We start from the raw sequence: 25378 nt of genomic DNA on the forward strand, positions 1-25378 counted from the left end.
GGTCGTCAACGGGAGCAGAATATGAAAAATATCATTGAAGAACGGCAGTTTGCCGGATGTGAGACACGCGTTTGTGACGGTATCGTGATGCCTGAGCGGGCAGTACAGATGCCGCAGAAAAAGGCCGGATGGGTAAAACAGTGGTTTGCCGTCTTGTACGGCTGGAATGAGCGCCGCATCAGTCGCAAGATTTTACATTCGCTGAGCGCGGATCAACTCAAAGATATCGGGCTGGCGAAATCGGATATCGACAGGGAGTATCCGCGGAGCGTGTGGCCGAACTGGCCGAAGTGATTTTGCTCCTCCCCCTTCGCAGGGGGAGGAGCAGTCATGAGTTTTACTTCACCTGCATACCTGGCTGTGCGCCGGAATCCGGGCTGAGCAGGAAGATGTCTTTTCCGCCCGGGCCCGCCGCCATCACCATCCCTTCAGAGATGCCAAAGCGCATTTTACGCGGAGCGAGGTTCGCGACCATAATGGTCAGGCGACCTTCCAGTGCTTTCGGATCAGGATATGCAGAGCGGATACCGGAGAAAATCTGACGGGTTTCGCCGCCCAGATCCAGTTGCAGACGCAGCAGTTTGTCTGAACCTTCCACGAAATCAGCGCTCATGATCAATGCGATACGCATATCCACTTTGGCGAAATCATCAAAGGTGATGGTTTCCTGAATCGGGGAGTCTGCCAGCGGCCCGGTTGCCGGGGCTTTGGCTGCTGCGATGTCTTCTTTCGAGGCATCAACCATTGCGGTCACTTTATCCAGTTCGATACGGTTAAACAGCGCTTTGAACGGATTCACCTGATGCGACAGCAGCGGTTGGGCAATCGTGCCCCAGTCGAGTGTGGTATTCAGGAAGGCTTCTGTGCGCTCGGACAGTGAAGGCAGAACCGGCTTCAGATAGGTCATCAGTACGCGGAACAGGTTGATGCCCATTGAGCAGATGGCCTGCAGGTCGGCATCACGGCCTTCCTGTTTCGCCACCACCCACGGTGCCTGTTCGTCGACATAACGGTTAGCCAGATCGGCCAGCGCCATGATTTCGCGGATGGCACGGCCCGATTCACGGCTGTCGTAAGCCTGAGCAATGCTTTCGGCGGCATCGGTGAAGGTTTTGTACAGCGCTTCATCGGCCAGTTTGTCGGCCAGTTTGCCATCAAAACGTTTGGCGATGAAACCGGCGTTACGTGATGCCAGGTTTACTACTTTATTCACGATATCTGCATTAACACGTTGTACGAAATCTTCCAGATTCAGGTCGATATCGTCGATGCGCGAAGACAGTTTCGCCGCGTAGTAGTAACGCAGGCAGTCTGCATCCAGATGGTTCAGATACGTGCTGGCTTTGATGAATGTGCCGCGCGACTTGGACATTTTCGCGCCGTTGACGGTGACATAACCGTGCACGAACAGGTTGGTCGGCTTACGGAAACCGCTGCCTTCCAGCATTGCCGGCCAGAACAGGCTGTGGAAATACACGATGTCTTTACCGATGAAATGGTACAGCTCGGTCGTAGAATCTTTTTTCCAGAACTCGTCGAAATTCAGATCGCTGCGGCGGTCGCACAGGTTTTTGAATGACCCCATGTAGCCGATCGGCGCATCCAGCCAGACGTAGAAATATTTGCCGGGTGCACCAGGAATTTCAAAACCGAAATACGGTGCATCGCGGGAGATGTCCCACTGCTGCAAACCGTGCTCAAACCATTCCTGCATTTTGTTCGCCACTTGTTCCTGCAGTGCGCCGGAACGGGTCCAGGCTTGCAACATTTCGCTGAACTCTGGCAAATCAAAGAAGTAGTGCTCGGAATCACGCAGCACCGGCGTCGCGCCTGACACCACAGATTTCGGCTCGATCAGTTCGGTCGGGCTGTAGGTTGCGCCACATACTTCGCAGTTATCGCCGTACTGGTCAGGCGATTTACATTTCGGGCACGTGCCTTTAACGAAACGGTCAGGCAGGAACATGCCTTTCTCCGGATCGTACAGCTGAGAAATCGTGCGGTTCTTGATGAAGCCGTTTTCTTTCAGACGACCGTAAATCAGCTCAGACAGCACCCGGTTTTCATCGCTGTGCGTGGAGTGATAGTTGTCGTAGCTGATGCCAAAGCCGGCGAAATCTTTCTGATGCTCCTGGCTCATTTCTGCAATCATCTCTTCCGGCCTGATACCGAGTTGCTGCGCTTTCAGCATGATCGGGGTGCCGTGTGCATCGTCCGCACAGATGAAATGCACTTCATTGCCGCGCATTCGCTGGTAACGAACCCAGACGTCAGCCTGGATGTGCTCGAGCATGTGACCGAGATGGATGGATCCGTTGGCGTACGGAAGTGCACAGGTTACCAAAATTTTTTTCGCGACTTGAGCCATAGTAAGAGCTTGCTTTCTGTAGTTGAAATCAGGGGCATTGATGTTAACCGAAAGCGCCGCCCCGCGTAAACAAACGGGGGGATCTCCTTAGGGGTGTTCTGTTATGCTTATGAATAGATAAATAGTCTGATAACCCCTTTCAAGGAGCCGGGATGACATCTCATTCCCCACAGCAGACCACACCCGCAGGGCTGCGCGCACTCGTGACCGGCGTACTGGCCACCTTCCGCCATTCCACACTGCAAAAAGATTTGCCCGCGATGAAAGCGTTGCATCACTGCGTGTTGATGGATGAGGTTTTACACATTGATCTGACCCTGCCGTTCGCCTGGAACAGCGGTTTTGATGCATTAAAAGAACAAACCAGCAGCGAATTGTTGCGGGTGACCGGGGCTTCTGCGATTCAGTGGAATCTGCGTCATGATATTGCCACCATTAAACGGGCGAACGATCAGCCGGGTATTAAAGGTGTACGCAATATTCTGGCGGTCAGTTCGGGTAAAGGCGGGGTAGGGAAGTCTACCACGGCGGTGAATCTGGCGCTGGCGCTGGCGGCGGAAGGTGCCAAAGTCGGTATTCTGGATGCGGATATCTACGGGCCTTCTGTACCGAATATGCTGGGCACTGAGGAAGAACGTCCGACCTCGCCGGACGGCGTGCACATGTCGCCGATTATGGCGCACGGCCTGGCGACCAACTCGATTGGCTATCTGGTGACGGATGAAAATGCCATGGTGTGGCGCGGGCCGATGGCCAGCAAAGCGCTGATGCAGATGCTTCAGGATACGCTGTGGCCGGATCTGGATTATCTGGTCATCGACCTGCCACCGGGTACCGGTGATATTCAGCTTACGCTGTCGCAAAATATTCCGGTGACCGCCGCCTTAGTGGTCACGACGCCGCAGGATATTGCGCTGCTTGATGCCATGAAAGGCATCGTGATGTTCGAGAAAGTGCATGTGCCGGTGCTGGGCATTGTTGAGAACATGAGTATGCATGTGTGCAGCAACTGCGGGCACCACGAACCGATTTTCGGTACCGGTGGCGCGCAACGTCTGGCCGAGAAATACCGCTGCGAATTGCTGGCGCAATTACCCCTGCATATTTCACTGCGTGAAGATCTGGATCGTGGCGAACCGACAGTGGTTTCTAATCCGGAAAGCGAATTCACAATGATTTACCGCGAACTGGCGGCAAAAATTGCGTCACAACTGTTCTGGAAAGGCGACGCCATCCCGACAGAAATTGCCTTCAGAGCCGTTTAATCCCCCAACTCTGCGAATTATTGCCTGATGTCAGCGATTACACCGCCTTAACGCTGGCATCGGGCAGTGTGTTGTACTTATAATTGGCGCGTTCAAAGCACATGTCTGTGCTTGCCTTCCAACTTCCAAATCAGGTCTTTAATTTTATGTCTGACAAATTCCATCAGTGTGTCATCGTGGGTATCGCTGGCGCATCTGCTTCGGGAAAAAGCCTCATCGCCAGTACGTTATACCGTGAACTTCGTGATCAGGTCGGTGATGAGCATATCGGGGTGATCCCGGAAGATTGCTACTATAAAGACCAAAGTCACATGACCATGGAAGAGCGGGTCAAAACCAACTACGACCATCCAAGTGCGATGGACCACAATTTACTGTTCCAGCATTTACAGGCCATGAAGTCGGGTCAGGCGATTGAATTGCCGAGCTACAGCTTCATTGAGCATACCCGTCTGCCTGAGACGGTGACCCTTAAACCGAAGAAAGTGATTATTCTGGAAGGGATCCTGCTCCTGACCGACGCGCGTTTACGTGACGAAATGAATTTCTCCATCTTCGTCGATACTCCACTGGATATCTGTCTGATGCGCCGCATGAAACGTGACGTCAACGAACGTGGCCGTTCGATGGATTCTGTGATGGCGCAGTATCAGAAAACGGTACGTCCAATGTTCCTGCAATTTATCGAGCCTTCAAAACAATACGCAGACATCATTGTGCCGCGCGGCGGCAAAAACCGGATTGCGATTGATATCCTCAAGGCGAAAATCAGCCAGTTCTTCAATTAATCGCGGAACAATCCGTTAAAACCACACCGGAGATACGATGAGACTTTGCGACCGAGATATAGAAGCCTGGCTGGACAGCGGCAAATTAGGCATTTCACCCCGTCCGCCAGTTGAACGCATTAATGGTGCAACGGTAGATGTGCGCCTGGGTAACGGATTTCGCGTTTTCCTCGGGCATAACGCGGGGTATATCGACCTGAGTGGCCCTAAAGACGAAGTCAGCGCTGCGCTTGATAAAGTGATGAGTGATGAGATTGTTTTACCGGAAGGCGAAGCATTCTTCCTGCATCCGGGTGAACTGGCGCTGGCGGTGACCTTTGAATCCGTCACTATTCCTGACGATCTGGTGGGCTGGCTGGACGGACGCTCTTCACTCGCCCGTCTCGGGCTGATGGTGCACGTGACCGCCCACCGCATTGATCCGGGCTGGCAGGGGCGCATTGTTCTGGAGTTCTATAATTCAGGTAAGCTCCCGCTGGCGCTGCGCCCGGGAATGTTGATTGGCGCGCTGAGTTTTGAACCGCTATCGGGTTCTGCTGCAAGGCCATACAATAGCCGTCAGGACGCGAAATACCGCGACCAGCAAAGCGCTATTGCCAGTCGTATTGATAAAGACTGATTCTGTTTTTTATCCGTTTCCCGGATAAAAACGTGAGGAAGGCATGAGAAGACTACTGACAACACTGGTGATTTTACTGGTGGTTATCATTGCCGGCATGACTTCGCTGGTATTCCTGATTAACCCGAACGATTTCCGCCAGTACATGGTGGAAAGGGTCGAGGTGAAAAGCGGCTATCAGCTGGCTATCAACGGTTCCCTGCGCTGGCATGTCTGGCCGCAGCTCAGCATCATTGCCGGACAGACCTCTCTGACCGCGCCGGGTGCCAAAGTCCCGGTGGTCAGTGCTGAAAACATGCGCCTGGATGTCAAACTCTGGCCTCTTATTTCTCATCAGCTGGCGGTGAAGCAGGTTCTGCTGAAAAACGCCGTTATTCGTTTAACGCCGGAAACGGAAGAGAATCAGCCCGATGCGCCGGTTGCACCTTATACGCCAACACCTGTTGCGCCAGGCGCATCCGAACTTGAAGCCGGCTGGAAATTTGATATCGATAAAATCAGCGTGGCCGACAGTTTACTGATCTGGCAGCGTGGTGATGACGAGCAGATCAACGTGCGCGATATCAATCTGGAAATGGAAAAAAATGACAGCCGTCAGGCTACCATCCAGCTTTCAAGTCGCATAAACCGCGATCAGCGCGATCTGTCGTTCACCATGAAGGCTGACCTGGATATGCAGCATTATCCGCAGGCTGTCTCTGCCAATATCAGCAAGTTCACTTATCAGCTGAACGGTGCCGACATTCCGGTGAAAGGCATTCAGGGGAATGGTTCGATGCAGGCCAGTTATCAGCGTGATAATAATCTGGTGGCGCTGAGCCAGCTGGCGCTGACGGCCAATGATAATCAGATTTCCGGTGAGGCCTCGGCGAAGCTGGGAGATCTGGCGGATTATCAGCTGAATTTAACCGCAGATAAGCTTGATCTTGATGCGCTTTCCGGCTGGGAGCCTAAGACTGAGGAGCACGCGTCGCAAACGGCGCAGTCTGTTACGTCGGCCCCCGTTATTGCCCGAGATGTGGATGAACAGCCAAACGGATTGAATAATTTGCAAACCTTCAATGCCACGCTGGCGCTGAAGGTGGCGGATCTCACCTATCGCGGTATGAAAATCCACAACCTTGCGCTGAATGCGGTCAATCATCAGGGCCAGGTTTCCTTGCCGACATTTAGCGGCAATATGGGCACAGGGCACTTTTCTCTGCCAGGCACCCTGGATGTCACCGGGAATAAAATTCATGTGCATCTGACACCGGATGTGAACAGCATCGAACTGGGTGATTTACTGGCGGCTTACGGGTTACCCAAAGTCCTGACCGGCAGTTTCTCGATGCAAGGGAATGTTAACGGAGAAGGGCTATCGGCCGTTGATTTTGCACGTCGCTGGCAAGGTGACGGACAGCTTTCAATGGATAACGCACGTCTGAATGGTCTCAATATTCAGCAACTTATTCAGCAGGCGGTCAGCCGTAATACCAGTAATGTTCAGGGCCTTGAAAAGTATGAGCACTATAGCCAGATCGATACGCTGAAAGCGCAGGGACATCTGGCCGAAGGGATACTGACCCTGAATAAGCTGGAAGGTCAGTCGCCTATGGTTTCTGCACAAGGTGACGGAACCATCGATATGTCGAATCAAAAGGTGGATATGAACCTGCTGATCCGCGTTACCGGTGGCTGGAGAGGTGACAACAATCTGATCAATACCCTGAAAACGACAGACATCCCGCTGCGGGTTTACGGACCCTGGGCGCAGATGGGATATCAGCTGCAGGTGGACCAGATCCTGAGACGTACGCTTGAACAAAGCGCACGCAGCGCCATTCAAAACTGGGTCGATAAGCGCAAGGACAGTAAAGAAAAAGGCGATGCAGAGAAATTACTCAACAAATAATCTCTTCTTCTAAGCCTATTCTGAGCATAAACAAAACGGGGTGCCTGCGATGGCACCCCGTTTTGTTTACAGAGTGGGGTCAGACTTCGTAATCGTCTTCAGAGGGGGTTTCCGGTGGCGTAATTTTCACTTTTAAGATGCGGTGACTGCTGACTTCTAAAGGCTCAAACAGGTAGTCATTAATGGGTATCTGCGCGCCCACCTGCGGGATGCTTTGGGAATATTCCATCAGCAGACCGGCCAGCGTGTGATATTCCCTTTTTTCATCCACCGGCAGGGAGATATACATCACCAGATCGTCAAGCGGCATGTAGCCATTGGCTATCCAGCTTCCGTCCTCCTGCTGCTGGATATCATGCCGTGCATCAGGCGTTTCGTCAGACTCCGGCAGGTTACCGGCAATGGTTTCCATCACATCCGTCAGGGTCACGATCCCTTCGACAGAACCGAATTCATCAACCACGAAAGCAAAATGTGTTTTTGCTTTGCGGAATTGTTCAAGTGCCATCAGCAGAGAAAGTTGTTCCGGAAAGATCAGGGGCTGGCGGATCAGCGCTTTAAGATCCAGTTCATTTTGCAGCAACTGTTGCCTGAGCAGATCGACCACGTGCACCACGCCCAGCGGTTCATCGGTCGAGCTGTCTTCGGTAACCAGCATACGGGTGTGCTGATTATCAGCGATTTGCTGTGTCAGCACGTCGACAGGGTCATTAAGTTCAAGATTATCAACATCATGACGGGAGGTCATCACGCTGCTGACCGTGCGCTGACCGAGCCCCAGCACGCGTTCAATCATATGTCGCTCCTGCTGGTTGAAAATCGCATCTTCTTCGTCAGCGCTGTCTGCAATCATGTTCGAAGAGTGAGCATCAAGTTCGGCCTCTTCATGTTTGCCACGTAAGACGCGCAGTACGGTTTCTGCGGTGCGTTCACGCAGAGAGCGCCGCGAGGATAAAAAGCGTTTACGGTTAAACTGCGCCAGCTGGTTCAGCCCTTCAATGATCACGGAGAAACCGATCGCAGCATACAAATACCCTTTCGGAATAACGTAGCCAAAACCTTCGGCAACCAGGCTGAAGCCGATCATCAGCAGGAAGCTGAGACATAAGATGACGATAGTCGGGTGCGCATTCACGAAGCGAGTCAGTGGCTTACTGGCTAACAGCATCAGGCCGATAGCAATACACACAGCGGCCATCATAACGGCCAGATGCTCAACCATTCCGACTGCGGTAATCACCGAGTCGAGGGAAAAGACCGCATCCAGCACCACAATTTGTGCCACTACTGGCCAGAATTTCGCGCCACGCTGCTGATGGTTCTGTTCCTCATCTTTGCCTTCGAGCCGTTCATTAAGCTCCATTGTCGCTTTAAACAACAGGAATATACCGCCCGCGAGCATAATCATATCGCGGGCGCTGAACGGGTGTCCGAGCACGGCGATAAGAGGGCGGGTTAGCGTCGAAAGCCAGGAAATGGATGCCAGCAGAAGTAAGCGCATGACGAGCGCCAGTAAAAGTCCGGTGACGCGAGCCTTGTCACGTTGCTGACGCGGAAGTTTTTCTGCCAGGATGGCGATGAAAATGAGATTGTCTATCCCCAGGACAATTTCGAGAACTACCAGGGTTGCAAGCCCGGCCCAAATCGAGGGATCGGCGATCCATTCCATATTGCGTTTTTCACCTTTGGTTACACGACGGCTGTCGCACGTTGAATAATGGGTGCCAGCGCCGCAAATTTCAAATTTAAAACAGGGGCCTGGGCAAACCGGTAAGTGCCCGAAGGGGAGAAGAATAAGAGGTGACAATAAAGTCGGCAGGGCTGTTTTGGAAAGCAGCAAGTTGTGATTATTAAATCGCCGAACAGGTACAACATTCCTAAAAATAAGCCTTTAGCTTACCGTTTGGTGCGGCTTACTGGTATCGTAACCGAATTAACATAATCGTGTTTGAGTCCTAAAGTCATGAGCATGGTCTCCCTAAACCAAATCACAGAGACTATACTCATAGAAGAATTATCGGATTGGGAATTTAAATCAATTTTACAATTTCAGTTCAGAGAAATCCCTGACGCGTTTGGATGCAACTGGCTGAATTTACACACCATAGGTTTCAAGGAGTATCCTTTACAATGTTAAAAGCTGTTATCCCTGTTGCCGGTCTGGGCACACGTATGTTGCCAGCGACGAAAGCCATTCCAAAAGAAATGCTGCCTATCGTCGATAAGCCTTTGATTCAGTACATCGTTAATGAATGTGCTGCGGCGGGCATCAAAGAAATCATTCTGGTCACGCACTCTTCGAAAAACGCGATCGAGAACCACTTCGATACCTCTTTCGAGCTGGAAAGTATGCTCGAATCCCGTGTGAAACGTCAGTTGCTGGAAGAAGTACAGTCTATCTGCCCGAAAGGCGTGACCATCATGAACGTGCGTCAGGGGCAATCAAAAGGCCTCGGGCATGCGGTTCTGTGTGCAAAACCTCTGATTGGTAATTCTCCTTTCGCGGTTATTCTGCCTGACGTTCTGATGGATGATTCCACCAGCGATCTGCGTAAAGATAACCTGGCTGCCATGCTTCGCCGTTTCCAGGAAACTGGCAACAGCCAGGTCATGGTTGAAGAAGTGCCGGAAAAAGATGTTTCCAAGTACGGTATTGTTAACTGCAACGGTGTAGAAGTTGAGCCGGGTGAAAGCGCTCCGATGACTGCTATCGTTGAAAAACCAGAGCTCAAAGACGCGCCATCCAACCTCGCGGTTGTTGGCCGTTATGTTCTGTCTGAGGCTATCTGGCCATTACTGGCAGTGACGCCGTACGGTGCGGGTAACGAAATCCAGCTGACAGATGCCATTGCGATGCTGATGAAAAAACATACTGTTGAAGCCTTCTCCATGACCGGCCGTTCACATGACTGCGGTGATAAGCTCGGTTATATGAAAGCGTTTGTTGAGTATGGTATTCGCCATAACTCGCAGGGCGAAGCGTTCAAGGCGTGGTTGAAAGAGTTTGCTGAAGAGTAGTAACTCAGCGATTGCATAACATAAAAAGCACCAGTATATGGTGCTTTTTTTATTGGTTTAAAATAAATGTTACGCGTGGATATTCGATACGCAATTCAAGAACGCCTCTTATAGTTAGCAGGAATTGCTACAAAGACAGTTTTGTTCAATCACGCTTTATGAAAAATATATTTTCCTGGTTAGGGTGATTTATAAGCAACTTACCGGTTTTTTTGAATATTTTCAAACCAGATGCTTTTTTTTCAGGTTTGTCGGATAATTTAATCTTGTAGCTGGAACTCAATAGGTTAAAGATCCTGTCAGCCAATATTGGAAGCTGCACAAAGCGTGCTGATGGCGTGATGGCAGGAGCCCCCTTTACCACGTCTGCAAAGGGATAAGTGTATTGGTAGCTTTTAAGCCAGGGGCGGTAGCGTGGTCGTTTGCTATGGAAGTCTCTGCCAATATCCGGATGAGCAAAGATTTGTGACGAATCTCACGTGAACATTCCGTACTCCTGGGTTTCGAGATCCTTTGAATGTTATATCATTTTATTGGGCGGCTGAAACTACATTAATCGGATTTACGGTGCCAGGATTTATTGCAATCCCGTAGATGGACAGGGTGTGTTATGATATCACTGACTCACCGACAGGAGCTTCCTGACAATATCAGCGTTATTTTCCGTACCTGCAATAGTATTGCTGAGTTGAATATTTCATAATTACCATTTATATCTTACCTCTGGTTTGTTTACGATTATTTGTCAGACACACTCTGTGTAAAGACAATGTGTAAAGAGTTAATGATGCCGTTATTACTTAAAAAGCGCAAAGAGAGAATAATAAAATGAAGTTTATGATAACTGGCGGTGCCGGTTTTATCGGTTCAGCTATTATTCGTCATATTATCGATAATACCAATGATCAAGTTATTAATGTCGATAAATTAACCTATGCTGGTAATCTTGAGTCCGTAGGTACGGCTTCTTCTAGTGAACGCTATGCTTTTGTCAAGGCTGATATTTGTGATATGAATGCATTAAATGAAATATTTGCAGAATATCAACCCGAAGCTGTAATGCATCTGGCTGCCGAAAGTCATGTTGATCGTTCAATTACAGGGTCTGCTGAATTTATCGAAACCAATATTGTCGGTACCTATACTCTTTTAGAAGCGACCCGTATTTATTGGAACTCGCTGAGCCGGGAAAATAAAGATAGTTTTAGATTTCATCATATTTCAACCGATGAAGTTTACGGCGACTTACCTCATCCTGATGAGTGGAACAGTGAAGATCCTCTGCCATTGTTTACTGAAAAAACGGCTTATGCACCTAGCAGCCCTTATTCTTCATCTAAAGCCTCAAGTGACCATCTGGTACGTGCGTGGCAGCGTACTTATGGCTTGCCATGTATTGTGACCAATTGTTCAAATAATTATGGCCCATACCATTTTCCTGAAAAGTTAATTCCGCTTGTCATTCTTAATGCTCTGGACGGTAAAGAGTTGCCTGTATACGGTAAAGGTGATCAAATTCGGGATTGGCTATATGTCGAAGATCATGCCCGTGCTCTTTATACAGTTGTGACAAAAGGAGCTATCGGTGAAACCTATAATATCGGTGGTCATAATGAGAAAAGAAATCTGGATGTAGTACTGAGAATTTGTGAACTTCTGGATGAGCTGGTTCCTAAAGAACAGTCGTATCGTGAACAAATTACTTACGTCACTGACCGCCCTGGCCACGACAGGCGTTACGCAATTGATGCAGAAAAGATTAGCAGAGAACTCGGCTGGAAACCTCAGGAAACCTTTGATACCGGCATTCGTAAAACCGTGATGTGGTATTTAGAAAATAAACAATGGGTTAATAATGTTAAAAGCGGTGCATATAAAAGCTGGATTGAAAAAAATTACGGAGAGCGAAAATAGTGAATATCCTCCTCTTTGGGAAAACAGGACAGGTTGGTTGGGAATTACAACGCGCCTTAGCGCCACTTGGTAATATTATTGCTCTGGATGTTTGTTCAGAGGATTACTGTGGTGATTTCAGCAATATTACAGGTATTGTTGAGACTGTTCGTAAAATAAAGCCCGCTATTATTGTTAACGCTGCTGCCCACACTGCCGTAGATAAGGCAGAAACTGAGCGGGATTTTGCACAGTTGTTAAATGCAACGACTGTGGAAGCGATTGCAAAAGAAGCTGCAGTTCTTGGAGCATGGTTAGTTCACTATTCAACAGATTATGTTTTCCCAGGTAACGGAATAGTGCCATGGCGAGAGGAAGATACGACTGGCCCACTGAATATTTATGGCGAAACTAAGTTAGCGGGTGAGCTGGCAATTAAGAAGCATTGTTCTAAATACTTAATCTTCCGCACAAGCTGGGTTTATGCGAGTAAGGGTAATAATTTTGCTAAAACAATGCTTCGCCTTGCGAAAGAACGAGAGGAATTATCAATAATTAATGATCAGTTTGGTGCGCCAACGGGTGCAGAGTTGTTAGCTGATTGCACTGCACATGCATTAACAACTGCACTGTGCAAACCTGAAGTCGCCGGACTTTATCATCTGGTCGCTTCAGGTACTACAACATGGTTTGATTACGCTAAGACTGTTTTCTCAGAAGCCACACAGGCTGGCTATTCAATGGCATTGCAGAGAACATATCCGGTTTCAACGAGCACATATCCAACGCCTGCACGTCGTCCCCAAAATTCGCGGTTAGATAATACCAAGTTTCAGCAAACTTTTGGGTTGACCTTACCTGTTTGGGATTGGGGAGTTAAAAGAATGCTTGCTGAATTGCTTACACCAACAGGGCTATAAGAACTTATTATTGCCTTAAAAGGCAGTGTTAAAAACTGAGAGTTCAATATGACCACACGTAAAGGTATTATCCTCGCTGGCGGTTCTGGAACCCGCTTATATCCGGTGACTATGGCGGTAAGCAAACAATTATTACCGATATACGACAAGCCAATGATCTATTATCCAATCAGTACGCTGATGCTTGCGGGAATTCGAAATATTTTAATTATCAGCACTCCGCAAGATATACCACGCTTTGAGCAGCTCCTTGGCGATGGCTCACAATGGGGATTGAATTTCGAGTATGAAGTGCAGGAGAGTCCGGATGGCCTGGCTCAGGCTTTTATCATCGGGGAAGAATTTATCGGCGATGATGATTGTGCACTTGTGCTTGGTGATAATATCTTCTATGGACATGATCTTCAGAAACAACTTGAATCAGCTGTCATTAAAGAATCAGGAGCAACGGTATTTGCTTATCATGTCCATGATCCTGAACGCTATGGTGTTGTCGAATTTAATAAAGAAGGCAAAGCTATTTCTTTAGAAGAGAAGCCTCTGGAACCTAAAAGTAACTATGCAGTTACGGGTTTGTATTTCTACGACAACAGTGTTGTAGAAATGGCAAAAGGGCTTAAACCTTCTCAACGTGGTGAATACGAAATTACCGATATCAATCGTATCTACCTGGAACAGGGTAGGCTGCATGTTGCAATGATGGGTAGAGGCTATGCGTGGCTCGATACCGGAACACATCAAAGCATGATAGAAGCGAGTAATTTTATCCAAACCATTGAATTAAGACAGGGCCTGAAAGTTGCTTGCCCAGAGGAAATAGCCTTCAGAAAAGGCTTTATTGATGCAGAACAAATTCGGAAGTTAGCAGCACCATTATCAAAAAATAACTACGGCCAATATTTACTCAAAATGATCAAAGGTCTATGATTTATGGATTTTATTAAAACAAAAATTTCAGATGTATTGATTTTCGAACCCAAAGTATTTGATGATGCGCGTGGTTTTTTCTATGAAAGTTTTAACGAAAAAATTTTTGAAGAAGCCATAGGTCGCAAAATAGATTTTATTCAAGATAATCACTCTAAATCCTCACATGGAGTGCTCCGGGGATTACATTTCCAGTTACCTCCTTTTGCGCAAGCCAAATTAGTTCGTTGTATTGCTGGTGAAGTCTTTGATGTTATTGTAGATGTTCGTAATGGATCTTCTACTTTTGGTCAATGGTTAGGTGTGAATTTATCAGCTGAAAATAAACGGCAGCTTTGGATCCCTGAAGGTTTTGCACACGGTTTTCTGGTTCTAAGCGAAAACGCAGAATTAGTCTATAAAACGACGAACTATTATTCACCAGAGCATGAGCGTACTGTTATTTGGTGTGACGATGATATTAATATATCCTGGCCAAATATAAGCCAGGATTTTATTCTTTCGGATAAAGATCGCCGGGCAAAAAAACTAAAATATTTATAATTCTTATCCCGGTAATAGTCTATTAAACTATTAATTTATCTCTATCTTGTGTTTGAAGTCATGATGCCCCTCTGAAAATAAAAATGTCATGAAGTCATTGGGCAACACATTTTAACCGGTTAACTTTCATGAAATTCACCTTACAGCACTGCGCAAACAGATAATGTTCAAGATGTTGTCGATTTTTTTAACGGCAGCAGTTAATATTTCTGAGTTTATTTAACGAGTATATTTTCAATCATATTGCATAATAAATGTATGAAATTCATGCATAAAGAGTATCTATCGCATCAATCGCTATCTCAGAAATCAGAAGCTGAGTTAACATAGTTACTACACTTGTGCTGTGGGGAGAGTCCTCACAGGTGTCACTTTCAGACAGGAGTTGCTAATGTCCAAACAACAGATCGGCGTTGTCGGTATGGCGGTCATGGGTCGTAACCTTGCGCTTAACATCGAAAGCCGTGGTTATTCCGTTTCCATTTTTAACCGCTCAGGCGACAAGACTGATGAAGTCATCGCTGAAAACCCGGGTAAAAATCTGGTTCCGCACTACACCGTCGAAGAGTTTGTTGACTCGCTGGAAAAACCTCGTCGTATCTTGCTGATGGTGAAAGCCGGTGAAGCAACTGATAAAACCATCGCATCCCTGACTCCGCATCTGGATAAAGGCGACATCCTCATCGATGGCGGCAACACCTATTACAAAGACACCATTCGCCGTAACCGCGAACTGTCCGAGCAAGGTTTCAACTTCATCGGTACCGGTGTTTCCGGCGGTGAAGAGGGCGCACTGAAAGGCCCGTCTATCATGCCTGGCGGTCAGAAAGAAGCCTACGCGCTGGTTGCCCCTATTCTTGAGAAAATCGCAGCACGTGCTGATGATGGCGACGCTTGCGTGGCTTATATCGGTGCGGATGGGGCAGGTCACTACGTCAAGATGGTTCACAACGGTATTGAATACGGCGACATGCAGCTGATTGCAGAAGCTTATTCTTTACTGAAACAGTCCCTGAACCTGAGCAACGAAGAGCTGGCGACTACCTTTGCTGACTGGAATAAAGGCGAGCTCAACAGCTATCTGATCGACATCACCAAAGATATCTTCACCAAGAAAGACGAAGAAGGTAAATATCTGGTCGACGTGATCCTTGATGAAGCCGCGAACAAAGGCACCGGTAAATGGACCAGCCAGAGTTCACTGGATCTGGGCGAGCCACTGACCCTGATCACTGAGTCCGTGTTTGCCCGTTACCTGTCTTCCCTGAAAGACCAGCGTGTAGCTGCTTCTAAAGTGTTGTCCGGCCCGGCGGTTAAAGCCTTCTCCGGTGATAAAGCTGAGTTCATTGAGAAAGTGCGTCGTGCTCTGTACCTGGGCAAAATCGTGTCTTACGCGCAGGGCTTCTCACAGTTGAAAGCCGCTTCAGACGAGAACAGCTGGAGCCTGAACTACGGCGAGATCGCCAAGATCTTCCGTGCTGGTTGTATCATCCGCGCACAATTCCTGCAGAAAATTACCGATGCGTATGCTGAAAATGCATCTATCGCTAACCTGCTGCTGGCACCGTATTTTAAAAATATTGCTGACGAATATCAGCAAGCGCTGCGTGATGTCGTGTCTTATGCCGTTCAGAACGGTATCCCGACGCCAACCTTCTCTGCTGCGATCAACTACTACGACAGCTACCGTTCAGCGGTTCTGCCAGCTAACCTGATCCAGGCACAGCGTGATTACTTCGGTGCGCACACTTACAAACGTACCGATAAAGACGGTGTATTCCATACTGAATGGCTGGATTAATTGTCTGACCGGCACGTGTTAAACGTGCCGGTGTTGTAACGTCAGTACTAAAAAGCCGCCAATGCATCAGCAAAGGCGGCTTTTTTACGTCTGAATTTTTACTTTTGAACGTCGACGTTATTTCTTATGGCGCTGACGCAGATTCTCAATGACTGCACTCAGGTTCAGATCCTGATCCTGCAGCAAGACCAGCAGGTGATAGATGAGGTCTGAGGCTTCGTTTTTCAGTTCAAAACGGTCATTGACGGTGGCGGCCAGCGCAGTTTCCACGCCTTCTTCACCCACTTTTTGTGCGATGCGTTTAGTGCCGCTGGCATACAGTTTGGCGGTATACGAGCTTTCCGGATCGGCCGTTTTGCGCGAGGCGAGCAGTTCTTCCAGCTGATACAAAAACGCCCAGTCGGTTTCGGCAGGGTGGAAGCAACTGTTATTGCCTTTATGGCAGGTCGGGCCAACCGGGTTGACCAACACCAGCAGCGTGTCGTTATCGCAATCCGGGGTGATGCTGACGACGTTCAGGTAGTTTTCTGACGTTTCGCCTTTGGTCCACAGGCGTTCTTTGGTGCGTGAATAAAACGTCACTTTGCCGGAAGATTGCGTAACACTCAGTGCTTCCTGATTCATATATCCGAGCATCAGCACTTCACCCGACACCGCGTGCTGGATGATGGCTGGCATCAGGTTATCCACTTTTTCCCAGTCGAGCTGGCTAATCTGTTCACCGGTCAGCAGACCGGTTTTTACATCCTGATTACTCACAAGCGGATCTCCACGCCATTTTCGGCTAAGTAGCTTTTCAGCTCGCCAATATTAATAATTTGTTTGTGGAACACGGAGGCGGCCAGTGCGCCGTCGACCTGTGCTTCGCGGAAGGCATCGAGGAAGTGTGGCATCGTGCCTGCGCCGCCTGAAGCGATCAGCGGAACATGGCACACTTCGCGGATCATCTTCAGTTGCGCGAGATCATACCCATTGCGCACGCCATCCTGATTCATCATGTTCAGCACGATCTCACCTGCGCCGCGTTCCTGCACTTCCTTGACCCAGTCGATGGTCTGCCAGGTAGTGATTTTGGTGCGCGCTTCGTCGCCGGTAAACTGATGAACCTGATAGGTTCCCGTCTCTGCATCGTGCCATGTATCGATACCCACGACGATACACTGTACACCATACCGGTCGGCAAGGCGGGTGATCAGTGTCGGATCCGCCAGTGCAGGGGAGTTTATAGAAATTTTATCCGCGCCGAACTGCAAAATCTGGCTGGCATCTTCCAGGCTCTTAATACCGCCCGCCACACAGAAGGGGATATCGATGACTTCCGCCACGCGTGATACCCAGCTTTTGTCTACTACGCGGCCATCGCTTGAAGCGGTGATGTCGTAAAACACCAGTTCGTCCGCGCCTTCCTGCGCATAGCGCTGCGCCAGTGGCACGATGTCGCCGATGATTTCGTGGTTGCGGAACTGTACGCCTTTGACAACCTGACCGTCTTTAACGTCGAGGCAGGGAATTATCCGTTTTGCCAGCATGAAATTGCCTCCGTCACATTAAATTTACCGTCGAGCAATGCGCGCCCGACAATCACGCCTTCCACACCGCTGTTACGCAATGCTGCAATATCATCCAGCGAGCCGATACCGCCGGAAGCCTGAAATGCCACCTGCGGATAACGGGCGGTCACTTCACGATAAAGTTCGACGTTGGAACCGGCCAGCGTGCCGTCACGGGAAATATCGGTGCACAGCACATGCTTCAGACCGAACGGCAGATATTGCTCGACAACCTGTTCCAGCGTGGCATCGGAGTTTTCCTGCCAGCCGCTGATGGCCACATTTTTTGTGCCTTCGGCATCAATGCGGACATCGAGCGCCAGCACCAGCGCCTCTGCGCCGAAACGGCTGAACCAGCCCTGAACGGTTGCCGGATCTTTAACCGCAGTCGAACCGACCACCACGCGGGTTGCGCCAGCCTTCAGCAAGGCTTCAACATCCTGCACGTTACGGATACCGCCACCCACCTGCACCGGCACGGAAACGCCGGCCAGTAATCTCGTCAGCAGAGGGATCTGGCGTGCAGCCGGATCTTTGGCACCGGTTAAATCGACAAGATGCAGAACCTGCGCGCCTTGCTGCTGATAATCCTGCAAACGCGGTAACGGATCATTCCCGTAGTCACGTTGCTGCCCGTAATCGCCCTGATGCAAACGCACCACGCTGCCTTCGATCAAATCCAAAGCGGGAATAATCATGCTGTTTACATCTCCAGAAAGTTTTTCAGCAACTGGGCACCGGCGGCACCGGAACGTTCGGGATGAAACTGCACGCCGAAGAAGTTGTCTTTTTGTACGGCGGCGCTGAAGGGTTCGCCGTAAAGTGTCTGAGCGACTGTGTTTTCGCATACCGGCATGGCAAATCCGTGGACAAAATAGAAGTATGCATTTTCATCAATGCCGCGGAACAAATGGCTGTCGGCGTTGGCAATGACCTGATTCCAGCCCATATGCGGCAGGGGTAAACCGAAATCCGACATGCGCTGCACCGGCGTGTCGATAATGCCCAGCGTATCAATACCGCCATTCTCTTCACTGGATGAGGCCAGCAGTTGCATGCCCAGACAAATACCCAACACTGGCTGCGTGCAGGCTTTGATCAGGCCAATAAGCTCACGCTGCTCAAGCTGTTCCATCGCCGCCTGCGCCGTGCCGACGCCCGGTAAAAATAACTTATCAGCCTGCAACACAATCTCCGGCTCACGGCTCACCGTCGGCTCATAGCCCAGACGCTGAACCGCATATTTCACAGAAGAGAGGTTGGCGCAGCCGGTATCAAGGATAACGACATTCATCACAGCACTCCTTTCGAACTCGGCAGGGTGTTGCCATCGACGCGAATGGCCTGGCGCAGTGTGCGGCCAAAGGCTTTGAACAGGCTCTCAACACGGTGGTGATCGTTCTTGCCTTTGGTACGCAGATGCAGGGTACAGGCCATCGCATAAGACAGTGAACGGAAGAAATGTTCGACCATTTCCGTACTCAGGTCGCCGACGCGCTGATAGTTAAATTCTGCTTTGTATTCGAGGTGCGGACGCCCGGAGATATCCAGCGCACAGCGGGCCAGACATTCATCCATCGGCAACACGAATCCAAACCGGCCGATGCCACGTTTATCGCCCAGCGCTTTGTTCAGGGCTTCGCCCAGCGCCAGCGCGGTGTCTTCCACCGTGTGGTGATCGTCGATATACAAATCGCCTTTCACTTCGATGTTCATGCGAAAACCGCCGTGCGTGGCAATCTGATCCAGCATGTGGTCAAAGAAGCCGACGCCGGTGCGGATTTTGCTTTCGCCTTCGCGATCCAGCCAGACATCCACATCAATGGCCGTTTCGCGGGTCACCCGGTTAACTTTTGCATGACGGTCACGTTTGGTCAGTTGCTCAGCAATGCTGGCCCAGTTCAGTGTGTCGCGCTGATAACGCAGCCCGGTGATGCCCATATTGGCAGCCAGTTGAATATCGGTATCCCGGTCACCAATCACATAGCTGTTTGCGGTGTCCAGCACGCCGCTTTCCAGATAACCCGCCACCAGTTTGGTTTTCGGTTTACGGCAATCGCAGTGGTCGGCAGGCAGATGCGGACAAATCAGCACGTCATCGAAAACGATGCCCTGAGAGGTCAGTATCTGCATCATCAGGTTGTGCGGCGGGTCGAACGTTTCCTGCGGGAAACTGGCCGTACCCAGACCGTCCTGATTGGTGATCATCACCAGCTTAAAGCCGGCATTTTGCAACGCTAACAGCGCCGGAATGACGCCCGGCTCAAGGGCCAGTTTGTCCAGACGGTCAACCTGAAAATCTTCAGGTGGCTCGGAAATCAGGGTACCGTCGCGATCGATAAACAGTGTTTTTTGCAATAACGGACTCTGGCTCACATGTGCTCCTTGCGGGGGCTATTTTGATTATCATTAAGAGTGGTGGCGGTGGCACCCGGTAACGGTTGCAGGGCCGTAATCACGCGCTGCAGTTCTGCCCGTGTACCGATAGTTATACGCAGACAGCCGGAAAGCCCCGGTTGCTTGTTCTGGTCACGCAGGATAATGCCCTGATCCCAGAGGTTTTTAAATACAGTGCTTGAAGCGGAGAAGCGTACGAGCACGTAGTTAGTGTCGCTGGCAAAGGCTTCTTCAACGCAGGCACATTTTTCCAACTCTGCAATCAGCCATTCGCGGTTGTTCGTGACTTCCGTCACGCGCTGGCGCATGATCGCCAGTCCTTCCGGGCTCAGCGCCTGGGCGGCGATATCGGCCACCGGTGTAGATAAAGGATAAGGCGCGATCACTTTCATTAATAAGCCAATCAGGTCGCTGTTGGCGAGCGTGAACCCGCACCGCAGACCGGCAAGGGCAAACGCTTTGGACAGCGTGCGCAAAATCGCCAGATGCGGATATTCCTGTAACCAGCCGGAAACCGTCGCCTGCGGGCAGAATTCGATATACGCCTCATCAACTGCCACTATGGCGCGTCCGCGGGTCATTTCCAGCACGGCACGGATCTCATCCGGGGCGATGATATTGCCGGTCGGGTTATTCGGGCTGCACACGTAAACCAGTTTCACGCCATCCAGTGCGGCTTCAATCGCCGGAATATCCAGAGACCAGTCGGCTTTTGCGGCCACGGTACGACCTTCTACGCCAATGGTCTCGGCGCTGACGCTGTACATGCCGTAAGTCGGCGGACAATAAAGGATAGCGTCTTTGCCCGGTTCGCAGAATGCGCGGATTAACAGCTCAATGCCTTCGTCTGCGCCACGGCTGACCAGCACCTGTTCCGGGTCAACACCCGCATAAGCTGCGTAACGGTTGATGACCCGCGCAGGCTGACATTCCGGATAACGGTTAAAGGTTTGCTGTGTCAGTTCGAACTGTGGCGCGATGGCGTATTCGTTAGCGTTAAGCCACACATCACCGTTGCCGCCAAGACGACGGGCAGACTGATACGGTGTCAGTTCCTGTACATTTTTACGTGCCAGCGCCTGAACGCTGAGGGTATTTTCATTGCTCATCAGCGTTGCTCCTTCAAAGCTTTCACACGCAAAGTCACGGCATTTTTGTGTGCGGTAAGTTGTTCAGCCTGTGCCAGGGTTTCAATGGTATTGGCCAGACCGAGCAGACCTTCTGGCGTTAATTGCTGAACGGTCATGCGTTTCTGGAAATCTGCCAGACCGAGGCTGGAACAGGTGGCAGTGTAGCCGTAAGTCGGTAATACGTGGTTGGTGCCGGAGGCATAATCGCCTGCCGATTCCGGTGACCAGTCGCCGAGGAATACCGAACCGGCGCTGGTGATACTGTCGACCAGTTGCTCCGGTTCACGGGTTTGCAAAATCAAGTGCTCCGGGCCGTACGCATTGCTGATTTCAATACACTCGGCGATATCTTTGGCGACAATCAGGCGGCTGCTTGCCAGCGCCTGACGTGCAATCTCACTGCGGGATAATGTTAACAACTGGCGTTCAACGGCTTCGCCGACGGCCAGTGCCATTTTCATGTCCGGTGTCAGTAAAATCACCTGAGAATCCGGGCCGTGCTCTGCCTGCGAAAGTAAATCAGAGGCGACAAAATCAGGCGTTGCGCCGCTGTCGGCAATGACCAGCACTTCGGATGGCCCGGCAGGCATATCAATCGCCGCACCGTCCAGACTCTGGCTGACCTGACGTTTGGCTTCGGTGACGTACGCATTGCCCGGCCCGAAGATTTTCGCCACGCGCGGCACGGTCTCAGTGCCGAATGCCAGCGCGGCAATCGCCTGCGCACCGCCGAGCTGATACACCTCTTCCACGCCGCAAAGCTGCGCGGCATACAGAATTTCATCGGCAATGGGTGGCGGAGAACACAGCACCACTTTCTGGCAACCGGCGATACGCGCTGGCGTTGCCAGCATTAATACGGTTGAGACCAGCGGCGCAGAACCGCCCGGAATATACAGCCCGACGGACTGGATAGGGCGAGTCAGTTGCTGACAGCGCACCCCCGGCTGCGTTTCGATATCCACCACTGCCAGTTTTTGTGCCTGATGGAACGTGTCGATATTGCGCACGGCATGCGCCATCGCCTGTTTCACGTCTTCGCCTAAACGCGCGGCCGCTGCCCCGATTTGCTGTGCGGTGACGCGCAATTCCTGGACTTCAGTTTTATCAAAGCGGGCGCAAAACTCGCGCAGTGCACTGTCACCTTCACTGCGCACGCGGCGCAGGATTTCACTGACAGATTCGGTAATACGGTCAGACGCCGACATTGCCGGGCGAGTCAGCAGCGCGCGGCGCTGTTGTTCGTCGCATTGCTGCCAGTCAATCGGGGTAGTGAACGCGTCAGGTTTCATGGCTTACTCCATCATTTTTTCGATTGGCAGAACCAGAATGGAGCTGGCGCCCAGCGCTTTCAGTTTCTCCATGGTTTCCCAGAACAGGGTTTCGCTACTGACCATGTGCATGGCCACGCGTTGCTGGTCGCCTGCCAGCGGCAGAATGGTCGGACGTTCAGCACCCGGCAGCAGCGCAACGATCTCGTCCAGACGCTCGCTTGGCGCGTGCAACATAATATATTTGGATTCGCGGGCCTGAATAACGCCCTGAATACGGGTCATCATTTTGTCGATCAGCAGTTGTTTCTCTTGCGGCATTTCGCCGTCGCGCTGGATAAGGCAGGCTTTGGAGCGGTAAATCACTTCAACTTCACGCAGGCCGTTGGCTTCGAGCGTCGCGCCCGTAGACACCAGATCGCAAATCGCATCCGACAAACCGGCGCGTGGCGCAACTTCTACAGAACCGTTCAGCAGGCAGGATTTGAAATCGACGCCTTTTTTATCAAGGTATTGCTTGAGCAGGTGCGGATAAGAGGTGGCGATGCGGGCATTTTGCAGACTTTGCGGGCCGGTGTATTCGGTGTCCAGCGGGGTGGCCAGAGACAGACGGCAGCCGCCGAAATCCAGACGACGCAGCGTGAAGTAACGCGGGTCTTCGCCCTGAGCGCGGCGGCTCAGCAACTCTTCTTCCAGCACGTTTTCACCAATAATCCCCAGATCGACCACGCCATCCATGACCAGTCCCGGAATGTCGTCATCACGTACACGCAAAATGTCGATCGGCATGTTTTCTGCGAAGGCGATCAGACGCTGTTCCTGCAGGTTGATTTTGATCCCGCAGCGGGCCAGCAGCTCGCGTGATTCATCGCTCAGGCGACCTGACTTCTGCATTGCTATCCGTAAACGTGTTTTATCCAGCATGATGACCTCAGTTTCTTAATTATTTATCGTAAAAAATTTATCGTAAAAATCGTTTGTTTAAATACGTTAACTTCAATCCGTCAGGCCAAAAAAAAACCCCCGGAAGTCATCTTCCGGGGGCTATCTCTACGTTCTGCGCCACTGGAAGATCTAAACAGTCTCCCAGCACCAATCGCCTGAAAGACTAGTCAGGGTGATGGTGATGATGGTGGTTAATCAGAACGTTTGTCATGTCAGTGTCTCAGTATGTTCATTTACATGCCGCGTGATTCAGATTTGAAACATTCGCAACACATATCAAATTCGCTGCCAATAAAACTAAACTATCGGGCGGTAACAGCGCAACCTTTTTTTCCGATGATGAGTTTTTCTTATCCACAGCAGGGCTTTCATCGAATAAATGAATGATCCGTTAACACACGCAGAGAAAACCTTACGCAGGTTGAACGGGGAAAAGCCGACATTTGCTAATATAAAGGAAGCGATATCAGCAAAAGGTGACGTGATGCCAAATGCCAATGAAACAACGGAGCGAAGTATGAAGAAGGTTTCGATTATCGGACTGGGCTGGCTGGGAATGCCACTGGCGATGGCGCTGGCTTCTAAAGGGTATGACGTGGTGGGCAGTAAAACCACGCCGGATGGGGTCGATGCCGCAAGAGCGGTGGGGATCGAATGTTTCCCGCTGGTGTTTACGCCGCAGATGGAGTGTGCGGCGGAAGATCTCGATCAGTTGCTCAATGTTGATGCGCTGATCATCACCTTGCCTGCGCGCCGGACGGTGGAAGGCAGCGAACTTTACTTCCAGGCGGTACAGTTGTTAACCGACAGTGCGCTGGCGCATAACGTGAAGCGCATTATTTTCACCAGTTCGACGTCTGTTTACGGTGAAGGAGAGGGCGTGGTGCGTGAGGGGTCTGTACTTGAGCCGGTCACGGCCAGCGGAAAGGTGCTCAAAGAACTCGAAAACTGGCTCCACGGTTTACCCAATACTTCTGTCGATGTACTGCGTCTGGCCGGTCTGGTCGGCGGCGATCGCCATCCGGGGCGTTTTATGGCCGGGAAGACTCAGGTGAAAGGCGGTCAGCATGGCGTCAATCTCGTGCATCAGGATGATGTGATTGCTGCGATTGCGTTATTACTCAGCCTGCCAAAAGGCGGTCATACCTATAACCTGTGCGCACCTGCGCATCCGGCCAAAGCCGAGTTTTATCCGGCACTTGCCAGACAGATGGAGCTGGAGCCGCCGACTTTTGCTGAACAAACTTCAGCAGAGAAGGGCAAAATCGTCGATGGCGAACGTATCTGCAAAGAACTTGGCTTTGAATATCAGCATCCTGATCCGCGATTCATGCCTTTTTAATCAGCAGAGGCGGTTTAAATAATATAACGTTATGACCTGCCGGAAATTTCGGCAGGTTTTAAATATCTGCTGCATTAACGTCCGGAAAACGCTTTTCTCATTATGAATGAAAGTATTATTCATCCTGAAGCCCTCTGTTTTATCCTTCCGTTTAATTAGCCGGTTTAATGGCGGCTCATTTTTCATCGTCATTGTCTAATACCCCGCTCACAGCACAGTTAAAAATGCGTTTTAAGCATCCTTCTCCGGGTAAAACTGGCGACAGATGCTGAGTTAGTAATAAAATTCCTAGTCACGAACTTTTTATTTGTCATTGCGCGGCATAAATCACTTTTTTAAGCACAATCATTAAAGTTTTCCTGAACAGTTGCCGATAGGTAAGCAGAGCATAACCCTGTCTTTTCATCACTTCCTCTTATGAATCCGGCCTCGTTGCCGGAGGCATGCGCACGTATGATCATAAATTATTACAATTATTGTCTTTTTATTTTTTAAATCGCGTGGTTGCTCACGATTTAAGAACAATTCGCCCTTATTCCCCTCACAATTCCTTAGGACAACTCCCCGTAAAGCCTTGCAATGACTGGGTTGAGCACATTTAGCACAATGATCATGCTATTGGAAATTTTCAGCATAAATCCCTCCATGTGGTTCTATTAATTATTGTCTGTGCTGTGCATTTGGCTTTGGGTGGCCTTTGTACAAAT

Annotated in this window: 22 protein-coding genes and 1 other annotated feature; of the genes, 12 read left to right on the plus strand and 10 right to left on the minus strand. The window is 50.3% G+C overall.

Annotation, left to right across the window (positions count from 1 at the left end):
* The first annotated feature begins 21 nt into the window (after window positions 1-21).
* Window positions 22-294: a DUF1127 domain-containing protein gene (locus RAHAQ2_RS08790; RefSeq protein WP_015696888.1), complete on the plus strand. Its 273-nt coding sequence runs from the start codon at window positions 22-24 to the stop codon at window positions 292-294.
* Between the two features lie 43 nt (window positions 295-337).
* Here the strand turns inward: RAHAQ2_RS08790 and metG are convergent, their stop codons facing one another.
* The gene (metG, locus tag RAHAQ2_RS08795; protein ID WP_081875958.1) at window positions 338-2410 is read right to left on the minus strand and encodes a methionine--tRNA ligase; all 2073 of its coding nucleotides are present in this window, start codon (window positions 2408-2410) and stop codon (window positions 338-340) included.
* 110 nt (window positions 2411-2520) lie between these two features.
* Between metG and apbC the strand changes: the two genes are divergently transcribed.
* From apbC to asmA, 4 genes are all read left to right on the plus strand, one after another.
* Window positions 2521-3633, plus strand: a complete 1113-nt coding sequence (apbC, locus tag RAHAQ2_RS08800) for an iron-sulfur cluster carrier protein ApbC (protein WP_015696890.1) — start codon at window positions 2521-2523, stop codon at window positions 3631-3633.
* Window positions 3634-3779: 146 nt separating this feature from the next.
* On the plus strand, window positions 3780-4421 hold the full coding sequence (gene udk / locus RAHAQ2_RS08805) for a uridine kinase (protein ID WP_013575064.1): 642 nt from the start codon (window positions 3780-3782) through the stop codon (window positions 4419-4421).
* 37 nt (window positions 4422-4458) lie between these two features.
* Entirely contained in the window at window positions 4459-5040 is a 582-nt protein-coding gene (dcd, locus tag RAHAQ2_RS08810; RefSeq protein ID WP_013575065.1) for a dCTP deaminase, read from the plus strand.
* A gap of 43 nt (window positions 5041-5083) precedes the next feature.
* Window positions 5084-6934: an outer membrane assembly protein AsmA gene (gene asmA, locus RAHAQ2_RS08815; protein ID WP_015696891.1), complete on the plus strand. Its 1851-nt coding sequence runs from the start codon at window positions 5084-5086 to the stop codon at window positions 6932-6934.
* 79 nt (window positions 6935-7013) lie between these two features.
* On the opposite strand, the gene RAHAQ2_RS08820 is transcribed toward asmA, so the two are convergent.
* Window positions 7014-8603, minus strand: coding sequence for a TerC family protein (locus tag RAHAQ2_RS08820; RefSeq protein WP_015696892.1), 1590 nt, complete (start codon window positions 8601-8603; stop codon window positions 7014-7016).
* Between the two features lie 461 nt (window positions 8604-9064).
* On the opposite strand from RAHAQ2_RS08820, the gene galU reads away from it, so the two are divergent.
* The 6 genes from galU (at window position 9065) to gndA (ending at window position 16036) form a co-directional block, all read left to right on the plus strand.
* Window positions 9065-9952 carry a UTP--glucose-1-phosphate uridylyltransferase GalU gene (gene galU / locus RAHAQ2_RS08825; RefSeq protein WP_015696894.1) on the plus strand — a complete coding sequence of 296 codons (888 nt, stop codon included), beginning with the start codon at window positions 9065-9067 and terminating at the stop codon, window positions 9950-9952.
* 828 nt (window positions 9953-10780) lie between these two features.
* Window positions 10781-11866: a dTDP-glucose 4,6-dehydratase gene (rfbB, locus tag RAHAQ2_RS08830; RefSeq protein WP_015696895.1), complete on the plus strand. Its 1086-nt coding sequence runs from the start codon at window positions 10781-10783 to the stop codon at window positions 11864-11866.
* Window positions 11866-12765 carry a dTDP-4-dehydrorhamnose reductase gene (gene rfbD, locus RAHAQ2_RS08835; RefSeq protein ID WP_015696896.1) on the plus strand — a complete coding sequence of 300 codons (900 nt, stop codon included), beginning with the start codon at window positions 11866-11868 and terminating at the stop codon, window positions 12763-12765. Before rfbB ends, rfbD begins: the two co-directional genes overlap by 1 nt.
* A 48-nt stretch (window positions 12766-12813) precedes the next feature.
* Entirely contained in the window at window positions 12814-13692 is an 879-nt protein-coding gene (rfbA, locus tag RAHAQ2_RS08840) for a glucose-1-phosphate thymidylyltransferase RfbA (RefSeq protein ID WP_015696897.1), read from the plus strand.
* Window positions 13693-13695: 3 nt separating this feature from the next.
* A complete protein-coding gene (gene rfbC, locus RAHAQ2_RS08845) occupies window positions 13696-14235 on the plus strand; it encodes a dTDP-4-dehydrorhamnose 3,5-epimerase (RefSeq protein ID WP_015696898.1) in 540 nt (179 codons plus the stop codon).
* A gap of 391 nt (window positions 14236-14626) precedes the next feature.
* The gene (gene gndA, locus RAHAQ2_RS08850) at window positions 14627-16036 is read left to right on the plus strand and encodes an NADP-dependent phosphogluconate dehydrogenase (protein WP_015696899.1); all 1410 of its coding nucleotides are present in this window, start codon (window positions 14627-14629) and stop codon (window positions 16034-16036) included.
* Between the two features lie 117 nt (window positions 16037-16153).
* Here gndA and hisIE read toward each other — a convergent pair whose 3' ends face one another.
* The 8 genes from hisIE to hisG are packed head-to-tail and all read right to left on the minus strand — an operon-like array spanning window position 16154 to window position 23308.
* Window positions 16154-16768 (minus strand): bifunctional phosphoribosyl-AMP cyclohydrolase/phosphoribosyl-ATP diphosphatase HisIE, encoded by a 615-nt coding sequence (hisIE, locus tag RAHAQ2_RS08855; protein WP_037038944.1) that lies wholly within the window; start codon window positions 16766-16768, stop codon window positions 16154-16156.
* 23 nt (window positions 16769-16791) lie between these two features.
* Entirely contained in the window at window positions 16792-17565 is a 774-nt protein-coding gene (hisF, locus tag RAHAQ2_RS08860; protein WP_015696901.1) for an imidazole glycerol phosphate synthase subunit HisF, read from the minus strand.
* Window positions 17547-18284, minus strand: a complete 738-nt coding sequence (gene hisA, locus RAHAQ2_RS08865) for a 1-(5-phosphoribosyl)-5-[(5-phosphoribosylamino)methylideneamino]imidazole-4-carboxamide isomerase (protein WP_015696902.1) — start codon at window positions 18282-18284, stop codon at window positions 17547-17549. Before hisA ends, hisF begins: the two co-directional genes overlap by 19 nt.
* A gap of 5 nt (window positions 18285-18289) precedes the next feature.
* Window positions 18290-18880, minus strand: coding sequence for an imidazole glycerol phosphate synthase subunit HisH (hisH, locus tag RAHAQ2_RS08870; RefSeq protein ID WP_015696903.1), 591 nt, complete (start codon window positions 18878-18880; stop codon window positions 18290-18292).
* A complete protein-coding gene (gene hisB, locus RAHAQ2_RS08875; RefSeq protein WP_377430970.1) occupies window positions 18880-19944 on the minus strand; it encodes a bifunctional histidinol-phosphatase/imidazoleglycerol-phosphate dehydratase HisB in 1065 nt (354 codons plus the stop codon). The genes hisH and hisB overlap by 1 nt, the downstream gene beginning before the upstream one ends.
* Before the next feature lie 14 nt (window positions 19945-19958).
* Window positions 19959-21092 (minus strand): histidinol-phosphate transaminase, encoded by a 1134-nt coding sequence (hisC, locus tag RAHAQ2_RS08880; protein WP_015696905.1) that lies wholly within the window; start codon window positions 21090-21092, stop codon window positions 19959-19961.
* The gene (gene hisD, locus RAHAQ2_RS08885) at window positions 21092-22405 is read right to left on the minus strand and encodes a histidinol dehydrogenase (RefSeq protein ID WP_015696906.1); all 1314 of its coding nucleotides are present in this window, start codon (window positions 22403-22405) and stop codon (window positions 21092-21094) included. Before hisD ends, hisC begins: the two co-directional genes overlap by 1 nt.
* A 3-nt stretch (window positions 22406-22408) precedes the next feature.
* Window positions 22409-23308, minus strand: a complete 900-nt coding sequence (gene hisG, locus RAHAQ2_RS08890; RefSeq protein WP_013575087.1) for an ATP phosphoribosyltransferase — start codon at window positions 23306-23308, stop codon at window positions 22409-22411.
* A gap of 87 nt (window positions 23309-23395) precedes the next feature.
* Window positions 23396-23517, minus strand: a sequence feature (His leader region).
* Between the two features lie 329 nt (window positions 23518-23846).
* Here hisG and RAHAQ2_RS08895 point away from each other — a divergent pair.
* Window positions 23847-24671, plus strand: a complete 825-nt coding sequence (locus tag RAHAQ2_RS08895) for an SDR family oxidoreductase (RefSeq protein WP_015696907.1) — start codon at window positions 23847-23849, stop codon at window positions 24669-24671.
* Window positions 24672-25378: the final 707 nt, after the last annotated feature.

Source organism: Rahnella aquatilis CIP 78.65 = ATCC 33071 (genome assembly GCF_000241955.1).
Classification (GTDB): Bacteria; Pseudomonadota; Gammaproteobacteria; order Enterobacterales; family Enterobacteriaceae; genus Rahnella; species Rahnella aquatilis.